This is a genomic window from Pseudomonas mucidolens (genome assembly GCF_900106045.1).
GTDB classification, from domain to species: Bacteria; Pseudomonadota; Gammaproteobacteria; order Pseudomonadales; family Pseudomonadaceae; genus Aquipseudomonas; species Aquipseudomonas mucidolens.
The window spans coordinates 82,430-102,131 of the sequence record NZ_LT629802.1; the positions used below are offsets into that span (position 1 = coordinate 82,430).

Annotated in this window: 15 protein-coding genes; 5 read left to right on the plus strand and 10 right to left on the minus strand. The window is 59.6% G+C overall.

Translation table 11 applies throughout. The features are described from left to right. Nucleotides 1-133: 133 nt before the first annotated feature. A complete protein-coding gene (locus tag BLU75_RS00405; protein WP_084376352.1) occupies nt 134-1,717 on the plus strand; it encodes a peptide chain release factor 3 in 1,584 nt (527 codons plus the stop codon). A gap of 132 nt (nt 1,718-1,849) precedes the next feature. Here the strand turns inward: BLU75_RS00405 and BLU75_RS00410 are convergent, their stop codons facing one another. From BLU75_RS00410 to BLU75_RS00450, 9 genes are all read right to left on the minus strand, one after another. Continuing rightward, complete coding sequence (locus BLU75_RS00410) at nt 1,850-4,108, minus strand: TonB-dependent siderophore receptor (RefSeq protein WP_084376351.1); 2,259 nt, start codon at nt 4,106-4,108, stop codon at nt 1,850-1,852. A gap of 386 nt (nt 4,109-4,494) precedes the next feature. Beyond that, entirely contained in the window at nt 4,495-5,466 is a 972-nt protein-coding gene (locus BLU75_RS00415) for a peptide ABC transporter ATP-binding protein (RefSeq protein WP_084376350.1), read from the minus strand. Further along, nucleotides 5,466-6,434, minus strand: a complete 969-nt coding sequence (locus BLU75_RS00420; RefSeq protein ID WP_084376349.1) for an ABC transporter ATP-binding protein — start codon at nt 6,432-6,434, stop codon at nt 5,466-5,468. Before BLU75_RS00420 ends, BLU75_RS00415 begins: the two co-directional genes overlap by 1 nt. A gap of 10 nt (nt 6,435-6,444) precedes the next feature. Beyond that, nucleotides 6,445-7,356, minus strand: a complete 912-nt coding sequence (locus BLU75_RS00425) for an ABC transporter permease subunit (protein WP_084376348.1) — start codon at nt 7,354-7,356, stop codon at nt 6,445-6,447. A gap of 10 nt (nt 7,357-7,366) precedes the next feature. Next, entirely contained in the window at nt 7,367-8,377 is a 1,011-nt protein-coding gene (locus BLU75_RS00430) for an ABC transporter permease subunit (protein ID WP_084376347.1), read from the minus strand. A gap of 73 nt (nt 8,378-8,450) precedes the next feature. Continuing rightward, nucleotides 8,451-10,046 (minus strand): ABC transporter substrate-binding protein, encoded by a 1,596-nt coding sequence (locus BLU75_RS00435; protein ID WP_084376346.1) that lies wholly within the window; start codon nt 10,044-10,046, stop codon nt 8,451-8,453. Between the two features lie 80 nt (nt 10,047-10,126). Continuing rightward, nucleotides 10,127-11,521, minus strand: a complete 1,395-nt coding sequence (locus BLU75_RS00440) for an OprD family outer membrane porin (protein ID WP_084376345.1) — start codon at nt 11,519-11,521, stop codon at nt 10,127-10,129. A 169-nt stretch (nt 11,522-11,690) separates the two neighbouring features. Then, nucleotides 11,691-13,292, minus strand: coding sequence for an ABC transporter substrate-binding protein (locus BLU75_RS00445; RefSeq protein ID WP_084376344.1), 1,602 nt, complete (start codon nt 13,290-13,292; stop codon nt 11,691-11,693). Nucleotides 13,293-14,126: 834 nt separating this feature from the next. Further along, nucleotides 14,127-14,843, minus strand: coding sequence for an SIMPL domain-containing protein (locus BLU75_RS00450; protein ID WP_084376343.1), 717 nt, complete (start codon nt 14,841-14,843; stop codon nt 14,127-14,129). 224 nt (nt 14,844-15,067) lie between these two features. On the opposite strand from BLU75_RS00450, the gene BLU75_RS00455 reads away from it, so the two are divergent. Together BLU75_RS00455 and BLU75_RS00460 are read left to right on the plus strand one after the other, a co-directional pair. Then, nucleotides 15,068-16,330 carry an ATP-binding protein gene (locus BLU75_RS00455; protein ID WP_084376342.1) on the plus strand — a complete coding sequence of 421 codons (1,263 nt, stop codon included), beginning with the start codon at nt 15,068-15,070 and terminating at the stop codon, nt 16,328-16,330. Beyond that, on the plus strand, nt 16,323-16,883 hold the full coding sequence (locus BLU75_RS00460; protein ID WP_084376341.1) for a response regulator transcription factor: 561 nt from the start codon (nt 16,323-16,325) through the stop codon (nt 16,881-16,883). The genes BLU75_RS00455 and BLU75_RS00460 overlap by 8 nt, the downstream gene beginning before the upstream one ends. Nucleotides 16,884-17,079: 196 nt before the next feature. Here the strand turns inward: BLU75_RS00460 and BLU75_RS00465 are convergent, their stop codons facing one another. Next, the gene (locus tag BLU75_RS00465; RefSeq protein ID WP_084376340.1) at nt 17,080-17,517 is read right to left on the minus strand and encodes a Z-ring associated ZapG family protein; all 438 of its coding nucleotides are present in this window, start codon (nt 17,515-17,517) and stop codon (nt 17,080-17,082) included. A gap of 147 nt (nt 17,518-17,664) precedes the next feature. Between BLU75_RS00465 and BLU75_RS00470 the strand changes: the two genes are divergently transcribed. Both BLU75_RS00470 and BLU75_RS00475 read left to right on the plus strand, forming a co-directional pair. Beyond that, on the plus strand, nt 17,665-18,294 hold the full coding sequence (locus BLU75_RS00470; RefSeq protein WP_084376339.1) for an alpha/beta hydrolase: 630 nt from the start codon (nt 17,665-17,667) through the stop codon (nt 18,292-18,294). Between the two features lie 24 nt (nt 18,295-18,318). Then, a complete protein-coding gene (locus BLU75_RS00475; protein WP_084376338.1) occupies nt 18,319-19,674 on the plus strand; it encodes a tryptophan--tRNA ligase in 1,356 nt (451 codons plus the stop codon). Nucleotides 19,675-19,702: the final 28 nt, after the last annotated feature.

Here is a 19,702-nt window from a genome sequence, read left to right on the forward strand (position 1 = left end):
ACGTCTCTACCTTTTAAAAGGTTCCACACTTGGCAGTATTTAGCCACCCCCAACCGGGTGAACGGTGGTCCGGTGTGCTGGGTTTAGGCTATACTCGCCGCCCTTTTTTGACTCACCTGCCAGGCGATTTCCCATGACCCACCAGGCCGCCGAAGTCGCGAAACGCCGCACTTTCGCCATTATTTCCCACCCCGATGCCGGTAAGACCACCATCACCGAGAGGCTTTTGCTGATGGGCAAGGCGATCGCAGTGGCCGGCACGGTGAAGTCGCGCAAATCCGACCGCCATGCCACCTCCGACTGGATGGAAATGGAGAAGCAGCGGGGTATTTCCATTACCACCTCGGTCATGCAGTTTCCGTATCGCGAGCACATGATCAACCTGCTCGACACCCCGGGCCACGAAGACTTCTCTGAGGATACCTACCGCACCCTGACCGCGGTGGACTCGGCCCTGATGGTTCTCGACGGTGGTAAAGGCGTTGAGCCACGGACCATCGCACTGATGGACGTTTGCCGTCTGCGTGACACGCCGATTGTCAGCTTTATTAACAAACTCGACCGTGATATTCGCGATCCGGTCGAGCTGCTGGATGAAATCGAAGCCGTCCTGAAGATCAAGGCCGCGCCGATCACCTGGCCGATCGGTTGCTACCGCGATTTCAAGGGCGTGTACCACCTGGCCGACGACTACATCATTGTCTACACCGCCGGCCACGGTCATGAGCGCACCGAAACCAAGATCATCGAGAAACTCGACTCCGACGAAGCCCGCGCGCACCTGGGCGACGAGTACGAGCGCTTTGTCGAGCAACTGGAGTTGGTGCAGGGTGCCTGTCACCCATTCAACCAGCAGGAGTTTCTCGACGGCCAGTTGACCCCGGTGTTCTTCGGTACCGCCCTGGGCAACTTCGGTGTCGACCATGTGCTTGATGCTGTGGTGGACTGGGCCCCACGCCCGCTGGCGCGAGTCGCCAACGAGCGTACGGTCGAGCCGGTCGAAGAGAAATTCAGCGGTTTTGTGTTCAAGATCCAGGCAAACATGGACCCCAAGCACCGCGACCGTATCGCTTTTATGCGGATCTGCTCCGGCAAATACGAAAAAGGCATGAAGATGCGCCACGTGCGCACCGGCAAGGACGTGCGCATCGGCGACGCTTTGACGTTCTTCTCCTCCGAGCGTGAGCAACTGGAAGAGGCTTACGCTGGCGATATCATCGGCCTGCACAACCACGGCACGATCCAGATCGGTGACACCTTCAGTGAAGGTGAAAACCTGGGGTTCACCGGCATTCCGCACTTCGCCCCGGAACTGTTCCGCCGCGTGCGCCTGCGCGACCCGCTGAAATCCAAGCAACTGCGTCAAGGTTTGCAGCAATTGGCGGAAGAGGGCGCGACCCAGGTGTTCTTCCCCGAGCGCAGCAACGACATCATCCTCGGCGCGGTCGGTGTGCTGCAGTTCGATGTGGTCGCCAGCCGCTTGAAGGAGGAATACAAGGTTGAATGCTCCTACGAGCCGATCACCGTGTACTCCGCGCGCTGGATCGATTGCAGCGACAAGAAAAAGTTGGAGGAATTCTCCAACAAGGCCGTGGAAAACCTCGCCATCGATGGCGGCGGTCACCTGACCTACCTGGCTCCGACGCGGGTCAATTTGGCGCTGATGGAAGAGCGTTGGCCGGATGTGAAATTCCGCGCGACCCGTGAGCATCATTAAGGGTTGGCAGTAGAAAAAGGCGAAGCTGTGATGGCTTCGCCTTTTTTTTGCGGTTTTTTTGCTGGTGGGGGGAAGCGGGGGGGGGCGTCACCGTCAACGCTGCATTTTTTAACGCTCGAAAACGCCCACCCCTCAGAACGAAGCCGTCACCGAAGCAAAATAGGTGCGGCCCGGTTCGTTGTAGGTTTGCGCGCCGGCGTCTTCGGCATTGCCTTTGCGGTACAGGCGCTTGTCCAGCAGGTTGTTGATGCCCAGGCGTACGCTCAGATGCTCGTTGAATTCATAACCGCTGCTCAGGCCCACCAAGCCGTACGGGTCGACATCCTGCTGGGCAGTACGATCATAAGAGGTGACGCTGCGTGAGTTGAGGGTTGGCGCTTGCTGTTTGCCGTAGTAGGTCCCGCTGACCTGGAACGAGAGTTTGTCGGTGGCCTGCCAGTCCAGTGTGGTGTTGAGCGTGTATTTGGGGATGATGCTCAGCGGCTCGCCGGTGTCCTTGTCCTTGGAATCGATCATGTAAGTGAGGTTGGTATTCCAGTCCAGGTCGTCGCGCAGACGCATGAACAGGTTGCCCTCGATTCCCTGGACCAGCGCGGGTCCGCTGTTTTCCCACTCCAGCACTCGGCGACCGTTGCTCATGCGGAACGCCGCCGTGTTGCTGGCGTTGATCTTGTTTTTGTAGTCATTACGAAAGTAGGTCGCACTGGTACGCCAGCTGCCCTTGTCGAAAGCCAGGCCGATTTCCTTGTTGACGCTGATTTCCGGTTTCAGGTCCGGATTGCCCACCAGGTAGCAACCACCCAGGTTGGCTTCACCGGCGTTGCAACCGTTGCCACGGCTGTATAACAAATAGTTGGGGTTGGACTGATACAGGTTGGGGGTTTTGTAGGCGCGGGCAATGCCACCCTTGAGGCTCAACTCATCGGTCAACTGGTGCGAGGCGTTGAGGCTCGGGCTCCAGTTGCCACCGTATTTTTGGTGATCGTCGAAGCGCAGGCCGGGAGTGATGATGGTGTTGCTGCCCACCTCGATGTTGTCTTCGGCGAACAGCGCGTAACTCGACGCGGTGGTTTTGCTGCTGTTGCGGTTGAAACCCGAGATGTTCGGAACGCCGCCGGTGCCGGGATCGTAGCTCTGCGAGCGTAGCGAGCCCGCATCGTTCATCGATTCGTAGAGGTATTCACTGCCCAGGGTCAGTACTTGCTCGGTGCCGAAGTTCAGCGGTAGGTTGATCTCGGCGCTGGCCCGGGTGTTGCGCAGACGCGACTCGAATCGGCCGGCGTTGGCGGACGGCGCGCCTTCGCCGGAACCGGCGAGGCCTTCGTTGAGACGTTCGTTGCGCGTCAGGTCGTGGGACAGCGACGCCAGCGTCGAGCCCCAATCAAACTCGCCGCGGTGCGTGGCGGAAAAACTGCTGCGCTGAATCACGCTGGTTTCCTTGCCCACCAGGCTGTCGACGAATGCACCGCCACCGTTGAGCATGGTGTCGCCGGCAAAGATGTTGCCCTGACGGCTGTAGCTGGCTTCCAGGTCCAGGGTTTGTTCGGGGCTGAACTGCCAGCTGAGCAAACCGTTGACGTCCTTGTTGCGCACGCCCTCGCGACCTGCCACCAAACCGTCGGCGTTGGCCTGTTGGGCCTGGTTGATCGTGGCGTCGTCGGCGTCGGTCTTGTTCAGGCCGCCGTAGACCCGGAACGCCAGGCTATCGCTCAACGGACCGCTGAGGTTGAAGTTGGTACGTTTGCTTGTGCCTTCGGCATCGTCCTCGGGCAGCGAGATGTAGGTTGTCAGCGAGCCATGCAACTGATCGGTGGGGCGTTTGGTGATGATGTTAATCACCCCGCCCATGGCGCCCGAGCCGTAGCGGGCAGCGGCCGGGCCACGGAGGATTTCAATGCGTTCGACTTCTTCGGCCGGCACCCAGTTGGTTTCGCCACGGGTGTCCCGGTCCCCGCTCCAGCCGTAACGCACCGCGTTGCGTGAGGTTGAGGGTTTGCCATCGATCAGGATCAGGGTGTTTTCCGGGCCCATGCCGCGCAGGTCGATCTGGCGATTGTTGCCACGGCTGCCGCTGGAGCTGTTGCCGGTCAGGTTGACGCCGGGCTCGCGACGAATGATGTCTGACAGGTCGTTGCTCGGTGGGCGTTTCTTGATGTCTTCGGCGGTGATGATCGACACGCCGGGGGCTTGTTTCAGTTCTTCGGCAGCGGTGCCCAGAACGTGGGTTTCTTCCAGTTCCAACGCTTGGGAGGTGCCGTCGACAGGCAGATCTGTAGCCTCTATTGGCACTGTGTCTCGCTCTCTTTCCAGGGTGTCCGCCAGGAGTGCGGGGGCGCAGAGGGTGGCGATAAACGCCAGTGAGAAATGGCTAAGCCTGAATCGAGGCGACATGTCCGCAAAGTCCTTTAGGGAAGGGGCAACTGAGTGAGATGCACCAGAATCGCCTTCCTGCAGCGAGGTCTTCGTTTGCCGACAGCCATATCCGGTGCTCTCCATGGACCGGAATGATATTTATTCTCAAATAAAAGTAAATTGCATTTACAAACTATACACTTTGGCCATTAACCCTTGTGCATACCGTAAGAGCAAAAAAGCCCCCCTCCAGACTGATGCGCAATCTGACGGGAAGGGCTGTAGAACTCAGTATCACCGTGCTCCTCTGTAGCAGCGAGCTTGTGTGGGAGAAGGCTGGTGTGGGAGCGGGCTTGCTCGCGATGCAGGCACCTCGGTACATCAGTTACACCGCAGTGATGCTATCGCGAGCAACCCACAGGGCCTTACACGACAAATTGCTCTGCGTAATGACAGGCCACCTGCCGATTATCCAACGGCCGCAACAGCGGCTCCTCGCTGCTGCAACGCTCGGTGGCGTATGGGCAGCGCTTGTGGAACGCGCATCCCGGCGGTGGGTTCAGCGGGTTGGGCAACTCGCCGACGATTTTGATCTTCGGCTTGTCCGGGTCCGGGTGGATGGTCGGGGTGGCCGACAGCAACGCCTGGGTGTACGGGTGCAAGGGGCGTGCATAGATGTCTTCTTTCGGACCCACTTCCACGGGCCGGCCGAGGTACATCACCATCACGTCATCGGCGACGTGCTGCACCACCGCCAGGTTGTGGGAGATGAACACATAGGCGGTGTTGAATTCCTGCTGCAAATCCATGAACAGGTTGAGCACCTGAGCCTGGATCGACACGTCCAGCGCCGAGGTCGGTTCGTCCGCCACCAGCACTTTGGGTTGCAGCATCATCGCCCGGGCCAATGCGATCCGCTGGCGCTGGCCACCGGAAAACATGTGCGGGTAGCGTTGATAATGCTCGGGGCGCAGGCCAACCTGCTTCATCATCGCCTGAACTTTTTCGCGGCGCTCGGCGGCGGACAGGTTGGTGTTGATCAGCAGCGGTTCGCCCAGTTGATCACCGACTTTCTGCCGCGGGTTCAACGAGGCGTACGGGCTCTGGAATACCATCTGCACGTCTTTGCGCAGTTGTTTGCGCTGAGCCTTGTCGGCACCGGCGACTTCCTGGCCGGCGATTTTCAGCGAGCCTGAAGACGGTTCTTCAATCAGTGTCAGCGCCCGGGCCAGGGTGGATTTGCCGCACCCGGATTCGCCGACGACCGCGAGGGTCTTGCCGGCTTCCAGCTCGAAGGACACACCATTGAGTGCGCGCACGGTGGCGTGGCCCTTGAACAGGCCACGGGACACTTCGTAGTGACGGGTCAGGTCGCGGGCGGTGAGAACGACGGCCATTACGCCACCTCCTGGTTCAAGGGGTAGAAGCAGCGTGCAAGGCTGTGGGTTTTAGGGTCCAGGGCAGGACGCTGCGCACGGCAGGATTCCTGCACGTACGGGCAGCGCGGCGACAGCAGGCAACCCTGCGGGCGGTCATAACGACCGGGAACGATACCCGGCAGCGTGGCCAGGCGCGTGGCGCCGAGGCTGTGCTCTGGAATCGCCTTGAGCAGCGCTTCGCTGTACGGATGCGCCGGAATGTCGAACAACTGCGGTACTTGCCCGACCTCCACGGCCTGGCCGGCGTACATCACGCACACACGTTGGGCGGTTTCGGCCACCACGGCGAGGTCGTGGGTGATCAGCACCAGGCCCATGTCCTGCTCTTTTTGCAGCGCCAGCAGCAGCTCCATGATCTGCGCCTGGATGGTCACGTCCAGCGCAGTGGTCGGCTCATCGGCGATCAACAGTTTGGGCTCGCCGGCAATTGCCATGGCGATTGCCACGCGTTGGCTCATCCCGCCCGACAACTGGTGCGGGTAGGCGTCCATGCGGCTGGCGGCGCCAGGGATTTCGACTTTTTCCAGCAGCTCGATGGCGCGTTTTCGCGCTTGCTTGCCAGACATTTTCAGGTGCAGGCGCAGTACTTCCTCGATCTGGAAACCCACGGTGTAGCTCGGGTTCAGCGCGGTCATCGGGTCCTGGAAGACCATCGCCAGGTCTTTACCGACAATCTGTCGGCGCTGGCGGTTGCTCAACTTGAGCATGTCTTTGCCATCGAAGTTCAGCGCGTCGGCGGTGACGATGCCGGGGTGCTCGATCAGGCCCATCAGCGCCATCATGGTCACGGATTTACCCGAACCCGACTCGCCAACGATCGCCAGGACTTCGCCCTTGTCGACGCTGATGTCGAGGCCATCGACCACCGGCACGGCGGTCTTGTCGCCGAAGCGGACATTGAGATTCTTGATTTCTAGCAGTGACATGGGAATCTCCTCAGGCGGCATTCTTGAGTTTCGGGTCCAGCGCATCGCGCAGGCCGTCGCCCATCAGGTTGATTGCCAGCACGCTGAGCAAAATGGTCAAACCAGGCAGACGCACTACCCACCAGGCGCGTTCGATGTAGTCGCGGGCCGAAGCCAGCATGGTGCCCCACTCTGGGGTTGGCGGTTGTACGCCAAGGCCGAGGAAGCCCAATGCCGCAGCATCGAGAATCGCCGAAGAAAAGCTCAAGGTTGCCTGGACGATCAGCGGTGCCATGCAGTTGGGCAGCACGGTGATGAACATCAGGCGCGGCAGGCCGGCGCCAGCGAGGCGGGCGGCGGTCACGTAGTCACGGTTCAACTCGCCCATCACCGCAGCACGGGTCAGGCGGACATAGGACGGCAAGGACACGATGGCGATAGCGATGACGGTGTTGATCAGGCCAGGGCCAAGGATCGCGACAATCGCCACAGCCGGCAGCAGGGACGGCAGGGCCAGCATGATGTCCATCAGGCGCATGATGGTCGGGCCCAGCAGGCGTGGGAAGAAACCGGCAAACAGACCCAGCAGGATCCCCGGGATCAGCGACATCACCACCGAGGACAAGCCGATCAGCAACGACAGGCGCGAACCCTGGATCAGGCGCGACAGCAAGTCACGGCCCAGTTCGTCGGTACCCAGCAGGAACTGGATCTGCCCGCCTTCGAGCCATGACGGCGGGGTCAGCAGGAAATCACGGTATTGCTCGCTCGGGTTATGCGGGGCAACCCAAGGTGCGAAGAGCGCGCAGAACACGATCAGGGTCATGAACATCAGGCCGGCAACCGCGCCCTTGTTCTTGGAAAAGGCTTGCCAGAATTCTTTGTACGGGGACGGATAAAGCAGGCTTTGATCGACTGCTACCGAAGTAGTTGGAGTGGTCATGGTCATGATCTCAGCGCTGGTGACGGATGCGAGGGTTGGCAAAGCCGTAGAGGATATCCACCACGAAGTTCACCATAATCACCAGGCAGGCGATTAACAGGATGCCGTTCTGCACCACGGGATAGTCCCGCGCGCCAATGGCTTCGATCAGCCATTTGCCGATGCCGGGCCAGGAGAAAATGGTTTCGGTCAGGACCGCGCCGGCGAGCAATGTACCGACTTGTAGGCCGACCACGGTCAGCACCGGGATCAGCGCGTTGCGCAGGCCGTGCACGAACACCACGCGCGCCGGCGACAGGCCTTTGGCCTTGGCGGTGCGGATGTAGTCTTCGCGTAATACTTCGAGCATCGATGAACGGGTCATCCGTGCGATCACCGCCAGTGGGATAGTACCGAGCACGATGGCCGGCAGGATCAGGTGGTGCAGGGCATCCCAGAAGGCGTCCGGCTCGTCAGCCAGCAGCGTGTCGATCAGCATGAAGCCGGTGCGCGGCTCGATGTCATAGAGCAGGTCGATACGCCCGGAAACCGGAGTCCAGCCCAGGCTCACGGAGAAGAACATGATCAGGATCAGGCCCCACCAGAAGATCGGCATCGAATATCCCGCCAGGGAGATGCCCATCACCCCATGGTCGAACAGGGATCCTCGCTTCAAGGCCGCGATCACCCCGGCCAATAACCCAAGGATGCCGGCGAATAACAGCGCGGCCATGGACAATTCCAGGGTCGCGGGGAACAGTGCGGTGAACTCGGTCCACACGCTGGTGCGGGTACGCAGGGATTCGCCGAGATCGCCCTGGGCGAGTTTGCCGACGTAGTCCAGGTATTGCGCATAGAGCGGTTTGTTCAAGCCAAGGCGTTCCATTGCCTGGGCGTGCATTTCCGGGTCTACCCGTCGCTCGCCCATCATGACTTCTACGGGGTCGCCGGGAATCATGCGAATCAACGCAAAAGTCAGCAACGTGATGCCGAAGAACGTGGGGATCAATAACCCCAATCGGCGGGCAATAAAACTAAACATCGTGTTGTGTACCTCAATCAGCCGGTTAGGCGAATCCGGCACCGTCAACGTCGAGGGTGCCGGGCGTTTCTTATTACTTCACCTGGGTGTTGGCGAAGTTATTGTTGGTCAGAGGGCTTTGGATATAACCCTCGACGTTCTTGCGCATGGCGGTGAACATTTTCGGGTACGCCATGGGAATCCACGGTTGGTCCTTGTCGAAAACGTCCAGCGCTTGTTCATAGAGTGCGGCGCGCTGAGCGGGTTCAGCGATGGCGCGCGCCTTGTCGATCAGCCCCTGAAACTCTTCGTTACACCAGCGGGCGTAGTTTTCGCCGTTTTTTGCTGCGTCGCAACTCAGGTTCGGCGTGAGGAAGTTATCCGGGTCGCCATTATCCCCGGCCCAGCCCGCTGAAACCATGTCGTGCTCGCCGGCTTTCGCGCGCTTGAGCATTTCGCCCCATTCCATGACCTTGATGTTGACCTTCAGGCCAATCTCGGCCAAATCCGCCTGCATGCGCTGGGCGCCAAGCATCGGGCTGAGGTTGGTCGGGCCGCTGCCGTTGTGCGTGAACAAGGTAAATTCGGTGCCTTCGGGAACGCCGGCTTCCTTGAGCAGGGCGCGAGCCTTGTCCAGGTCGCGGGGCGGGTTCTTCAGCTTGTCGTTGAAGCCCAGCAAGGTCGGCGGGTACGGGCCGGTACCTACCACCGCGTTGCCTTTGCCGTACAGCACCTCGGTATAACCGGCCTTGTCGAACGCGATGTTGATCGCGTGCCGCACGCGGGCGTCGCTCATGTACTTGTGGGTGGTATTCATGGCCGTGTAGCTGGTGGTCATGGCCGCCAGTTCACTGGCTTTCAGGTTCGGGTCTTGCTTGATGCTCGGCAGGTCATCGGGTTTTGGGTACAGCGCGATCTGGCACTCGTTGGCCTTGAGTTTCTGCAGTCGCACATTGTTGTCGATGGCGATGGCCAGGATCAGCGGATCGGCTGGCGGCTTGCCACGGAAGTACTCCGGGTTGGCCTTGAAGCGCACTTGGGCGTCTTTCTGGTAGCGGCTAAAAATGAACGGTCCGGTACCGATCGGCTTGCTGTTGAGCTCGTCAGTCTTGCCGGCGGCGAGCAGCTTGTCAGCGTATTCGGCGGAGTGGATGGCGGTAAACGGCATTGCGACATCGGCCAGGAACGGTGCTTCGGGGCGCGTCAGGGTGAAGACCACGGTGTGGTCATCAGTCTTCTCGACGCTTTTGAGCAGTTCCTTGAAGCCCATGCTTTCGAAATAGGGAAAACCGGTGGTGGATTTGTTGTGCCACGGATGTTTCGGGTCCAGTTGACGCTGGAAGCTCCAGAGCACGTCGTCGGCATTCAGGTTGCGCGTGGGTTTGAAGTAGGCGGTGGTGTGGAACTTGACGTCATCGCGCAGGTGGAAGGTGTAGGTCAGGCCGTCCTCACTGATATCCCAGGACTTGGCAAGTGCCGGCACGATCTCGGTGGTACCGGGCTTGAAGTCCACCAGGCGGTTGAACATGGTTTCGGCGGCGGCGTCGGCGGTGACAGCCGCGGTGTACAGGACCGGATCGAAGCCTTCCGGGCTGGCTTCGGTGCAGACCACCAGCGGCTTGGCCGAAACGCCGATGGCAACGCTCAACAGCGCAGCGGCAATGGCAGCTTGTAACGGGAGCATTTTCATCAAGAGCCCTCTGCAATCGATGGGACCAGACAAATGTAGACGGCAGGCTCTTCCCGAGCCCGCCGTTTACCTGGTGCTGATTAAAGAATGTTGAACGGGATGGTGGTTACCACACGGAGCTCTTTGATGCTGCCGTCGGACTGGTTCGCGCTGCCACGGTGTTCCACGTAGGTGGCACGAATCGCGGTTTCCTTGAGTGGGCCGCCTTGTACCGCGTAGCCGACACCGACGCCGTATTCCTGGTGCTTCTCGTCGTCCTGGGACTGAATGCCATCGTAGGCAAATTTCGCCCGGCCACCGTTACCGGTGTAGTGGGTGCCGTCGATGCCCCAGCCGCGAGCGGAGTAGATGTTGAACTTCAGGCCCGGTACGCCGTATTCGGCCATGTTGATGGCGTAGGCGACCTGGAAGGATTTCTCGTTCGGGCCGTTGAAGTCGGACGTCAGGGAGTTGGCCAGGTAGATGCCGTTGGTTTCGTGCAGGTAGTCGAAGTATTCGTTACCGTTCACGGCCTGGTAGGAGAAGGTCAGGCTGTGGGCTTGGTGAGCCAGGCCGAGGGACAGGGAGAAGGTATCGTTGTCGATTTCCCCCATCAGCTTTTTGCCTTCATCGACGGTTTTGTAGTAGTTGAAACCGGTGGTCAGTGCCAGCTCTTGGCTATCACCCAGTTGGTGGGCGGCACCGAAGTAATACTGGTTCCAGAAGTCCTTGACGTTGGCGCCGAAGAAGCTGGTCTTCAGGCTTTTGAACGGCTGGTAGTTCAAGCCGGCGGTGTAGACCTTGTCGGTCTCTGCGCCATTGCCGTATTCGGTACGGAATTTCGACAGGCTCTGTTCGCTACGCGGCGAGACGCGGTCAAAAATACCGCCCTGGAACGACAGGTTGCTGAACTCCTGGCTGTCGATGCTTACGCCCTGGAAGCTTGATGGCAGTGCACGGTTGCCGATGGTGTCGACGATGCCGCTGCTGAAGTTCTGACGACCGGCGGTCAAGGTGGTGTTCGAGACACGGAACTTGACGTTGGCCAGACCCAGCTTGCTCCACTGATCTACGGCATCGCCGTTGGAGTCAGCCAGGGTACGGTTGGAACCGCCTTTGATGTCGCGTCTGCTGCGGTCCAGGACCAGGGCGTTGTACACCGCCACTTCGGTGCTTACACCGACGGTGCCTTGGGTAAAGCCCGAGGTTGCGTTGACGATGGTGCCTTGAACCCAGTTTTCACGGCGACGGTCGGTAACGGTTTGACCGTGCTTCTGATAGGAGAAAGTGCCGCCCCGGTACTTCTGTTCATTGGAATACCAGTTACGCGTTTGACCGCCCAGGCTGAAATCCTCGATGAAGCCGTTGGCTTCACTCTGGGCGTTGGTGCTGGCCAGGGTGGTCGGTACGAAGTCTTGGCTTGCAGGTTCAGCATAGGCGGTCGCCGTGATGCTGCTGATGGCCAGGGCCAGAAGCGCTTTGTTGCTCAATTTCATCGGTGAAGCTCCTTTGGTTCTCTTTTTTTATGCCGGTCTTTTTAGGTGGACCGGCTATTGGTTTGGAACTCTTTTCAGCAATGCAAACGTTTGCCCTTTGTAATATGTCGAATTAAGGCTGCGCGTTTGCAGGAGAGACAGTTTCGCTCTCCGCAATCCGGTTGTTTTCTTATGGGGTGATAGTGACGCCCGAGAATACGTTGCGGCCGAAGGGGCTCACCTTGAAACCTTCGACTTTGGCGCTCAGCGGCTGGTTGACGGTGGAGTGGGCGATTGGTGTGATCGGCACCTGCTGCTTGAGCAGTTGCTGCGCCTGCTTGTACAGAACCGTTCGTTGTTCGCGGTCGGTGACGACTTTGGCTTGCTTGATCAGCTTGTCGTACGCCGGGTCACACCACATGGAGTAGTTGTTCCCGCCGATGGCATCGCAGCTGTAGAGAGTGCCGAGCCAGTTGTCCGGGTCACCGTTGTCGCCGGTCCAGCCGATCAGGCTGACATCGTGTTCGCCGTTCTTGGTGCGCTTGATGTATTCGCCCCACTCATAGCTGACGATCTTGACCTTGAGGCCGATCTTGGCCCAGTCGTTCTGCAGCATCTCGGCCATCAGCTTGGCGTTGGGGTTGTACGGACGTTGCACCGGCATGGCCCACAGCGTGATCTCGGTACCTTCCTTCACGCCGGCGGCCTTGAGCAGTTCCTTGGCTTTTTCCGGGTTGTAGGCCGCATCCTTGATGGTGTCGTCGTAGGACCATTGGGTCGGCGGCATGGCGTTGACCGCCAGTTGCCCCGCGCCCTGATACACCGCGTCCAGAATGCTCTGCTTGTTCACCGCCATGTCCAGGGCCTGGCGCACTTCGAGCTGGTCGAAGGGTTTGTGCCGCACGTTGTAGGAGATGTAGCCGAGGTTGAAGCCGGGCTTGGTCAGCAGTTGCAGTTTCGGGTCGGCCTTGAGGGCTTCGACATCGGCCGGGCGCGGATGCAAGGTGATCTGGCATTCGTTGGCCTTGAGCTTCTGCACGCGCACCGAGGCGTCGGTGTTGATGGAGAAAATCAGTTGGTCGAGCTTGACCCGGCTCGGGTCCCAATACTGTTTGTTGGCGATATAGCGGATCTGCGAGTCTTTCTGGTAACGCTGGAACACGAACGGCCCGGTGCCGATCGGCTTTTGGTTGATGTCGCTGGGCTTTCCGGTCTTGAGCAAATGCTCGGCGTATTCGGCCGACAGAATCGCGGCGAAGCTCATCGCGATATTCTGGATAAACGCAGCATCCACCGTGTTCAACGTCATCACCACGGTGTGCGGGTCGGTTTTTTCGACCTTGGCGATGTTCTTATTCAGGCTCATCCCGTTGAAGTATGGAAACTCGGTGGGGTAGGCCTTACGGAACGGATCGTCTTTGTTGATCATCCGGTTGAACGTGAACAGTACGTCGTCAGCCGAGAATTCACGAGTGGGCTTGAAGTACGAGGTGGTATGGAATTTGACGCCTTCGCGCAGGTGGAAGGTATACGTCAGGCCATCTTCGGACACATCCCATTTGGTGGCCAAGCCAGGAATCACGGCGGTGCCGCCGCGCTCGAACTGGCTAAGACGGTTGAACATGGTTTCGGCCGAGGCATCGAAGTCTGTTCCGGTGGTGTACTGGCCTGGATCGAAACCGGCCGGGCTCCCTTCGGAGCAGAACACCAGATTAGTCGCCGCTTGGGCGAAAGGTGCAGCGGCCATTAAACCGGCGCTGACTAAAAACGGAATGACTGCGTGTTTAAGCATGTTGGCCTCATGATTTGTTGTCATTTTTGGTAGTGAGGGCGACCTCGTGAGTCGACCTGCGGATACTTATGCAGGCCCCATACCCATTGCAAGATGTTGATAGGCTACAAATCCTAAACAGTGGTACGAACGTACAAGAATGTCGCATCTGTATAACTTTCGACACAAAATCGTGTTTTTTGCGGTTTTTTCCGGTGCGCGACATGCACCTGAAGTGCTCAGTAGAGCGGTTCTGTGCACCTTGCTGGGGCGCGGCTGTTACTTAATCAGACTCGCGACAACGAACGAGGACAGTCCGCGGGCGCTGATCTGGAAGCGCTGGACATCTGGAAGTGCGGGCGGGAAAACCGCCAATGCTCGAACGGGTTAAGTAGGTTATTGTTTTTAAAGTTTTTTTAATAAATCTGATACCACTTGCTGGGGCGTGGCGATTGACCTTGATTTGACTTGCCGCCGTGCATTTCTGGACGTCGGTCTAGGTTTTTTTTGCGGCGTGCTGCGCTCGACTGCGGCACAAGGGCGGAGCACACCGAAGCTGTTATTCAGGGCATCGCTGATCGCCGATGACACCCGGATTTACGGCTTCCTGCCGACCGACGGGGCGCGGGATTGACGGGGCTCTGCATGACGAAGGTCCGCAGGTTGACGGTGATACCCAGTGCAACCGCTGCTTCTTTTGGTAGCGCCCGGGCATCGAGCGCATTCCAGAGCGTTTGCTGAGTATTTTTACGATAAGACCACTGGCCTGGGGCGGAGCATTCAGCGCCAATCGTCCGACGCTTCGCAAAAAAAAGGCGGTCACCTGGGTGACCGCCGTTGCTTACCTGCTTGGGGTCAAGGCAGTTGGACTTCGATCACACCGTCGGCGCTCATGCTGACCTGGCTGGTGCCAGCCTCGACTTGCGGAGTCGGCGCTGAATCCATGGCTTCAGCTTTCATCATCATGGCGCCGCCACGGGCGTAGGGTTGTGGATAACCGTTGGTGTTGAAGTTCAGGTTAACAATCTTGTAACCCTTGCCGCCCAACGCATCGGTAGCCAGTTGCGCGCGCGCCTTGAACGCGTTGACCGCTTCCTTGAGCAGGGCGTCCTCGCTGGCCTTGCGGGTCGGGTTGGCGATGGCGAAGTCCATGCTGTCCATCTTCAGGGTGCTGAGCATTTCCCCGGTGAGCTTGGACAGCGCGGCAAAGTCCGAGCTTTCCATGCGCAGCTCGGCGCGTTCACGCCAGCCGGTGATCTTCTGGTTCTTGTTGTCGTAGATCGGGTAGCTGTTGCGGCTGCCCTGGCGCAAGGTGATGCCTTTGACTTCGCGGGCCTGGGCCAGCGCCTTGTTCATGGACGTGGTGATCTCGGCGGCCAGCTTGCCCGGATCGGTGTTCTGGGCCTCGGTGTAAAGCGTGACGATCATCTGGTCACGAGCCACTTCCTGGCTGACTTCGGCACGCAGGGAAATCTGGTTGTAATGCAGCGTGTCGGCAGCCAGCGCGGGCAGGCTGGCGACGGTGCCCATGCCAAGCGCGATAAGGGCGGCACTGCGAGTGAAACGAGTCATGGAAGCTCCTTGATGTGATCGTGTTCGGTAAGACTGTAGACGGGTGGGTGGGGTTCATCGGGTTACAAACTCTCTACACTTGAATAAGGTGCCGACGAACGGTCAAACTTGACCTTCCATTCACCCGTGCATGACCTGCGTCAAAGGGCCACACGCGCGCTGCCTGTACTGTTGCTTCGTTTATACTCGGTGCGATCCGCCTGGAGCGCTCATCAGGAGAGCTCATGCTCGCCCCTCTACAATTGACTTCCGCCACTCGCCAGAACCTCTGGCGCCTGACGTTTATCCGAACCCTGGTGCTGGCTGCGCAGGCGGGTTCCGTCGGACTTGCCTACTGGCTTGAGCTGTTGCCATTACCGTGGCTGCAGCTGGCCGTGACCCTGGCCTTTTCCACCGTGTTGTGTGTGTTCACTGCCATTCGCTTGCGGACTACCTGGCCGGTGACCGAACTGGAATACGCTCTGCAACTGGCTTGTGACTTGTTTATCCACAGCGCGCTGTTGTATTTCTCCGGTGGCTCGACCAATCCTTTTGTTTCCTACTATCTGGTGCCGCTGACCATTGCCGCCGTGACGCTGCCATGGCGCTATTCGGTGGTGTTGTCGGGCATCGCACTCACGCTGTACACCCTGCTGTTGGCACAGTTCTACCCGTTGCAGACCTTTCCTATCGCCCGTGAGAATCTGCAGATCTACGGCATGTGGCTGAGTTTTGCCCTGGCGGCCGCGGTGATCACGTTCTTCGCCGCCCGCATGGCGGAGGAGCTGCGACGCCAGGAAGAACTGCGTGCCATCCGCCGCGAAGAAGGCTTGCGCGACCAGCAGTTGCTGGCGGTCGCCACCCAGGCCGCCGGGGCGGCGCATGAATTGGGCACACCGCTGGCGACCATGAGCGTGTTGCTCAAGGAAATGCGCCAGGATCACCATGACCCGGCGCTGCAAGACGATCTCGAGGTGCTGCAGGAGCAGGTCAAGCAGTGCAAGCAGACCTTGCAGCAACTGGTGCGTGCCGCTGAAGCCAATCGTCGCCTGGCGGTGGATATGCAAGATGTCACGCAATGGCTGGATGAGGCGCTGAACCGCTGGCACCTGATGCGGCCCGAAGCCAGTTACCGTTTTCAACTGCTGGGGCAGGGCACGGTGCCGCGCATGGCGCCGCCGCCGGACTTGACCCAGGCGTTGCTGAACCTGTTGAACAACGCCGCCGACGCCTGTCCGGAAGGGCTGGAAGTGCAATTGGACTGGGACGCGGAAAATCTCACCATCAGCATTCGCGACCACGGCGCCGGTGTGCCGCTGGCCATTGCCGAACAAATCGGCAAGCCATTCTTTACTACCAAGGGCAAAGGTTTCGGCCTGGGCCTGTTTTTGAGCAAGGCCAGCGTGACCCGCGCCGGCGGCTCCGTGAAACTTTACCCCCATGAGGAAGGCGGCACGCTCACCGAGCTGCGCCTGCCCCGTGTCGTCCGAGGAGACATCGATGAGTGACGAGATCCAAGTCGAAGGCGAAGAACTGCCGCACCTGTTGCTGGTAGATGACGACGCTACCTTTACCCGGGTCATGGCCCGTGCCATGAGCCGACGCGGTTTTCGCGTCAGCACGGCGAGTTCGGCCGAGGAAGGCCTGACCATCGCCCAGGCCGACCTGCCGGATTACGCCGCGCTGGACCTGAAAATGGACGGTGACTCCGGACTGGTGCTGTTGCCCAAGCTGCTGGAGCTGGACCCGGAAATGCGCGTGCTGATCCTCACCGGGTATTCCAGCATCGCCACCGCCGTCGAGGCCATCAAGCGCGGCGCCTGCAACTACCTGTGCAAGCCGGCTGACGCCGATGATGTACTGGCCGCGCTGCTGTCCGAGCATGCCGACCTCGACACCCTGGTGCCGGAAAACCCGATGTCGGTCGATCGCTTGCAGTGGGAGCATATCCAGCGCGTGCTGACCGAGCATGAAGGCAATATCTCCGCCACCGCCCGCGCCCTGGGCATGCACCGCCGAACCTTGCAGCGCAAGTTGCAAAAGCGTCCGGTACGTCGTTGAAACGGGCTCGATCGGTTTGGTAGGTGGGATTTTTGTGGGAGCGGGCTTGCTCGCGATAGCGGTGGGTCAGTTGATGAATACTTGACTGACACCGCGCTATCGCGAGCAAGCCCGCTCTCACATTTGATAAGCGTAAACCCAATAAAAAGCCCGGCTGATCACCGATCAGCCGGGCTTTTGTATCGCGTGAAGCGACTTATTTCTTCAAGCCGTAATGCTCATCCAGCATGCCGGGGGCATTGGGCGTCTTGGGCGCGTAGTCCCGAGGCGGTTCCTGATTCTCACGCGGCGGCGTCAGGCGTTCGCGTGGCGTTTGCACTGCATCGGAATGCAGCGCGGCCAGCAGGCGCTGACGGGTGATGTCGTCGAGGGCCAGACGGTTGGCGCCCTCGGCGAGATGATCCTGTACTTCCTGATAGCTCTGGGTGAGTTTTTTCACCAGGGTCGCGGTGCTGTTGAAGTGGGTAACAACCTCGTTCTGATAACTGTCAAAACGTTCCTGAATGTCATCCAACTGACGCTGCGTGCGGTTAGGCGCGGCATTCGGCAGCAGGCGAGCAACCAGGAATCCAATGGCGACACCGGCAACCAGGGCAAGAGTCGGCAACAACCAAACTAAGAGCGAGTGTTCCACGAGTCCTTCCTCTATAAACGGCTTTGCTTTACGTTAACGGCTCGGACCTGCGCTGTATACCGCGATTAAGCTCGCAATGATGCCATGCACAGACTTTTAGCTAGACGAGTCGACCCTTTGAGAGGTCACGGAGTTCCTTCCTTGCTAATGCGTGAAACCCCCGTTTTGATCGATGGCCCGGTAGGCCAACTCGAAGCCCTGTACCTGGATCAGCCCGAGCCGCGTGGCCTGGCGCTGATCTGTCACCCTAACCCGGTGCAGGGTGGAACCATGCTTAACAAAGTGGTTTCGACCCTGCAACGTACCGCGCGCGATGCCGGTTTGATCACCTTGCGGTTTAATTACCGTGGCGTTGGCGCCAGTGTCGGTACCCACGACATGGTCAGTGGTGAAGTCGACGATGCGCAAGCGGCCGCGACCTGGTTGCGTGAAAAACACCCGGACTTGCCGATCACCCTTCTGGGGTTTTCCTTCGGCGGATTTGTTGCAGCAAGTCTCGGTGGTCGCCTGGAGGCCAAGGGGGAGCAACTCAATCACCTGTTCATGGTGGCGGCGGCGGTGATGCGTCTGCGCGATACCGACGTGCTTCCTCAAGGTTGCCCGTTGACCCTGATCCAACCCGAAACCGACGAAGTGGTCGACCCGCAGACGGTCTACGACTGGTCCGCGGCCTTGAATCGCCCCCATGAGCTGCTGAAAGTGGCAGAATGCGGGCACTTTTTTCATGGCAAGCTCACCGATCTCAAGGATCTGGTGCTGCCACGCCTTTCGAATTGATAGCAGTCTGACAAGCGATTACCCATGACGACTCGTACCCGTATCCTCACCGGCATCACTACCACCGGCACGCCGCACCTGGGCAACTACGCCGGCGCCATCCGCCCGGCGATCCTCGCCAGCCAGGATGCCAATGCCGATTCGTTCTACTTCCTGGCCGACTATCACGCCCTGATCAAGTGCGATGACCCGCAGCGCATCCAGCGCTCGCGTATGGAAATCGCCGCCACCTGGCTGGCTGGCGGCCTGGATGTGAACCGGGTGACCTTCTATCGTCAGTCCGACATCCCGGAAATCCCGGAGCTGACCTGGCTGCTGACCTGTGTGGCGGCCAAGGGCCTGCTTAATCGCGCCCACGCCTACAAGGCGTCAGTGGACAAGAACCTGGAAAACGGTGACGACCCGGATGCGGGGATCAGCATGGGCCTGTACAGCTATCCGGTGTTGATGGCGGCGGACATTCTGATGTTCAACGCGCACAAAGTACCGGTCGGTCGCGACCAGATCCAGCACGTGGAAATGGCCCGGGATATCGGCCAGCGCTTCAACCACCTGTTCGGCAATGGCAAAGAGTTCTTCACCATGCCCGAAGCGTTGATCGAAGAAAGCGTCGCCACCTTGCCGGGCCTGGATGGCCGCAAGATGTCCAAGAGCTACGACAACACCATCCCGTTGTTCACCAGTGCCAAGGACATGAAGGACGCTATCTCGCGGATCGTTACCGACTCCCGTGCGCCGGGCGAGGCTAAAGATCCGGACAATTCGCACCTGTTCACGCTGTACGAAGCGTTTGCCAGCAAGGCCGAGAAACAACAACTGCGCAATGAACTGCTCGACGGCCTGGGGTGGGGTGAGGCGAAGAACCGTCTGTTCCAATTGCTCGACGGTCAATTGGGTGAAGCCCGTGAGCGTTATCACCAGTTGATGTCGCGTCCGTCAGACATGGAAGACCTGCTGCTGGTCGGGGCCAGAAAAGCCCGGGCCGTCGCCGCTCCGTTCCTCCAGGAACTGCGTGAAGCGGTGGGCCTGCGTTCGTTCGTCAACCAGACCAGCGTTGCTGCCAGCAGCAAGAAAAAAACCGTGAAAGCGCCACGTTTTGTCAGTTTCCGCGAAGACGACGGCAGCTTCCGTTTCCGTCTGCTGGCCGCCGACGGCGAGCAACTGCTGCTGTCGCGGCACTTTGCCGACGGTAAAGCGGCGGGCGCGGTGACCAAGCAATTGCAGTCTGGCCAAGCGCTGGATGTGCGCAGTGAGGCGCTGGGCTTCAGTGTCTGGCTGGACGGTGCGTGTGTGGCCGATAGCCCGGCATTCGCCGACAGCGCTGCGCGGGATGCCGCCATTGAAGCTTTGCGTGTGGCGCTGACTCCCCTCGAGGACTGACCCGACCAAGGGTTGATTGCCATTATCC

Coding starts and splice junctions, on each gene's coding strand:
- BLU75_RS00440 (WP_084376345.1), bottom strand. CDS start 11,521: ATGAAATTGAGCAACAAAGCGCTTCTGGCCCTGGCCATCAGCAGCATC.
- BLU75_RS00425 (WP_084376348.1), bottom strand. CDS start 7,356: ATGACCACTCCAACTACTTCGGTAGCAGTCGATCAAAGCCTGCTTTAT.
- BLU75_RS00460 (WP_084376341.1), top strand. CDS start 16,323: ATGAGTGACGAGATCCAAGTCGAAGGCGAAGAACTGCCGCACCTGTTG.
- BLU75_RS00450 (WP_084376343.1), bottom strand. CDS start 14,843: ATGACTCGTTTCACTCGCAGTGCCGCCCTTATCGCGCTTGGCATGGGC.
- BLU75_RS00445 (WP_084376344.1), bottom strand. CDS start 13,292: ATGCTTAAACACGCAGTCATTCCGTTTTTAGTCAGCGCCGGTTTAATG.
- BLU75_RS00455 (WP_084376342.1), top strand. CDS start 15,068: ATGCTCGCCCCTCTACAATTGACTTCCGCCACTCGCCAGAACCTCTGG.
- BLU75_RS00420 (WP_084376349.1), bottom strand. CDS start 6,434: ATGTCACTGCTAGAAATCAAGAATCTCAATGTCCGCTTCGGCGACAAG.
- BLU75_RS00475 (WP_084376338.1), top strand. CDS start 18,319: ATGACGACTCGTACCCGTATCCTCACCGGCATCACTACCACCGGCACG.
- BLU75_RS00470 (WP_084376339.1), top strand. CDS start 17,665: ATGCGTGAAACCCCCGTTTTGATCGATGGCCCGGTAGGCCAACTCGAA.
- BLU75_RS00430 (WP_084376347.1), bottom strand. CDS start 8,377: ATGTTTAGTTTTATTGCCCGCCGATTGGGGTTATTGATCCCCACGTTC.
- BLU75_RS00435 (WP_084376346.1), bottom strand. CDS start 10,046: ATGAAAATGCTCCCGTTACAAGCTGCCATTGCCGCTGCGCTGTTGAGC.
- BLU75_RS00405 (WP_084376352.1), top strand. CDS start 134: ATGACCCACCAGGCCGCCGAAGTCGCGAAACGCCGCACTTTCGCCATT.
- BLU75_RS00410 (WP_084376351.1), bottom strand. CDS start 4,108: ATGTCGCCTCGATTCAGGCTTAGCCATTTCTCACTGGCGTTTATCGCC.
- BLU75_RS00415 (WP_084376350.1), bottom strand. CDS start 5,466: ATGGCCGTCGTTCTCACCGCCCGCGACCTGACCCGTCACTACGAAGTG.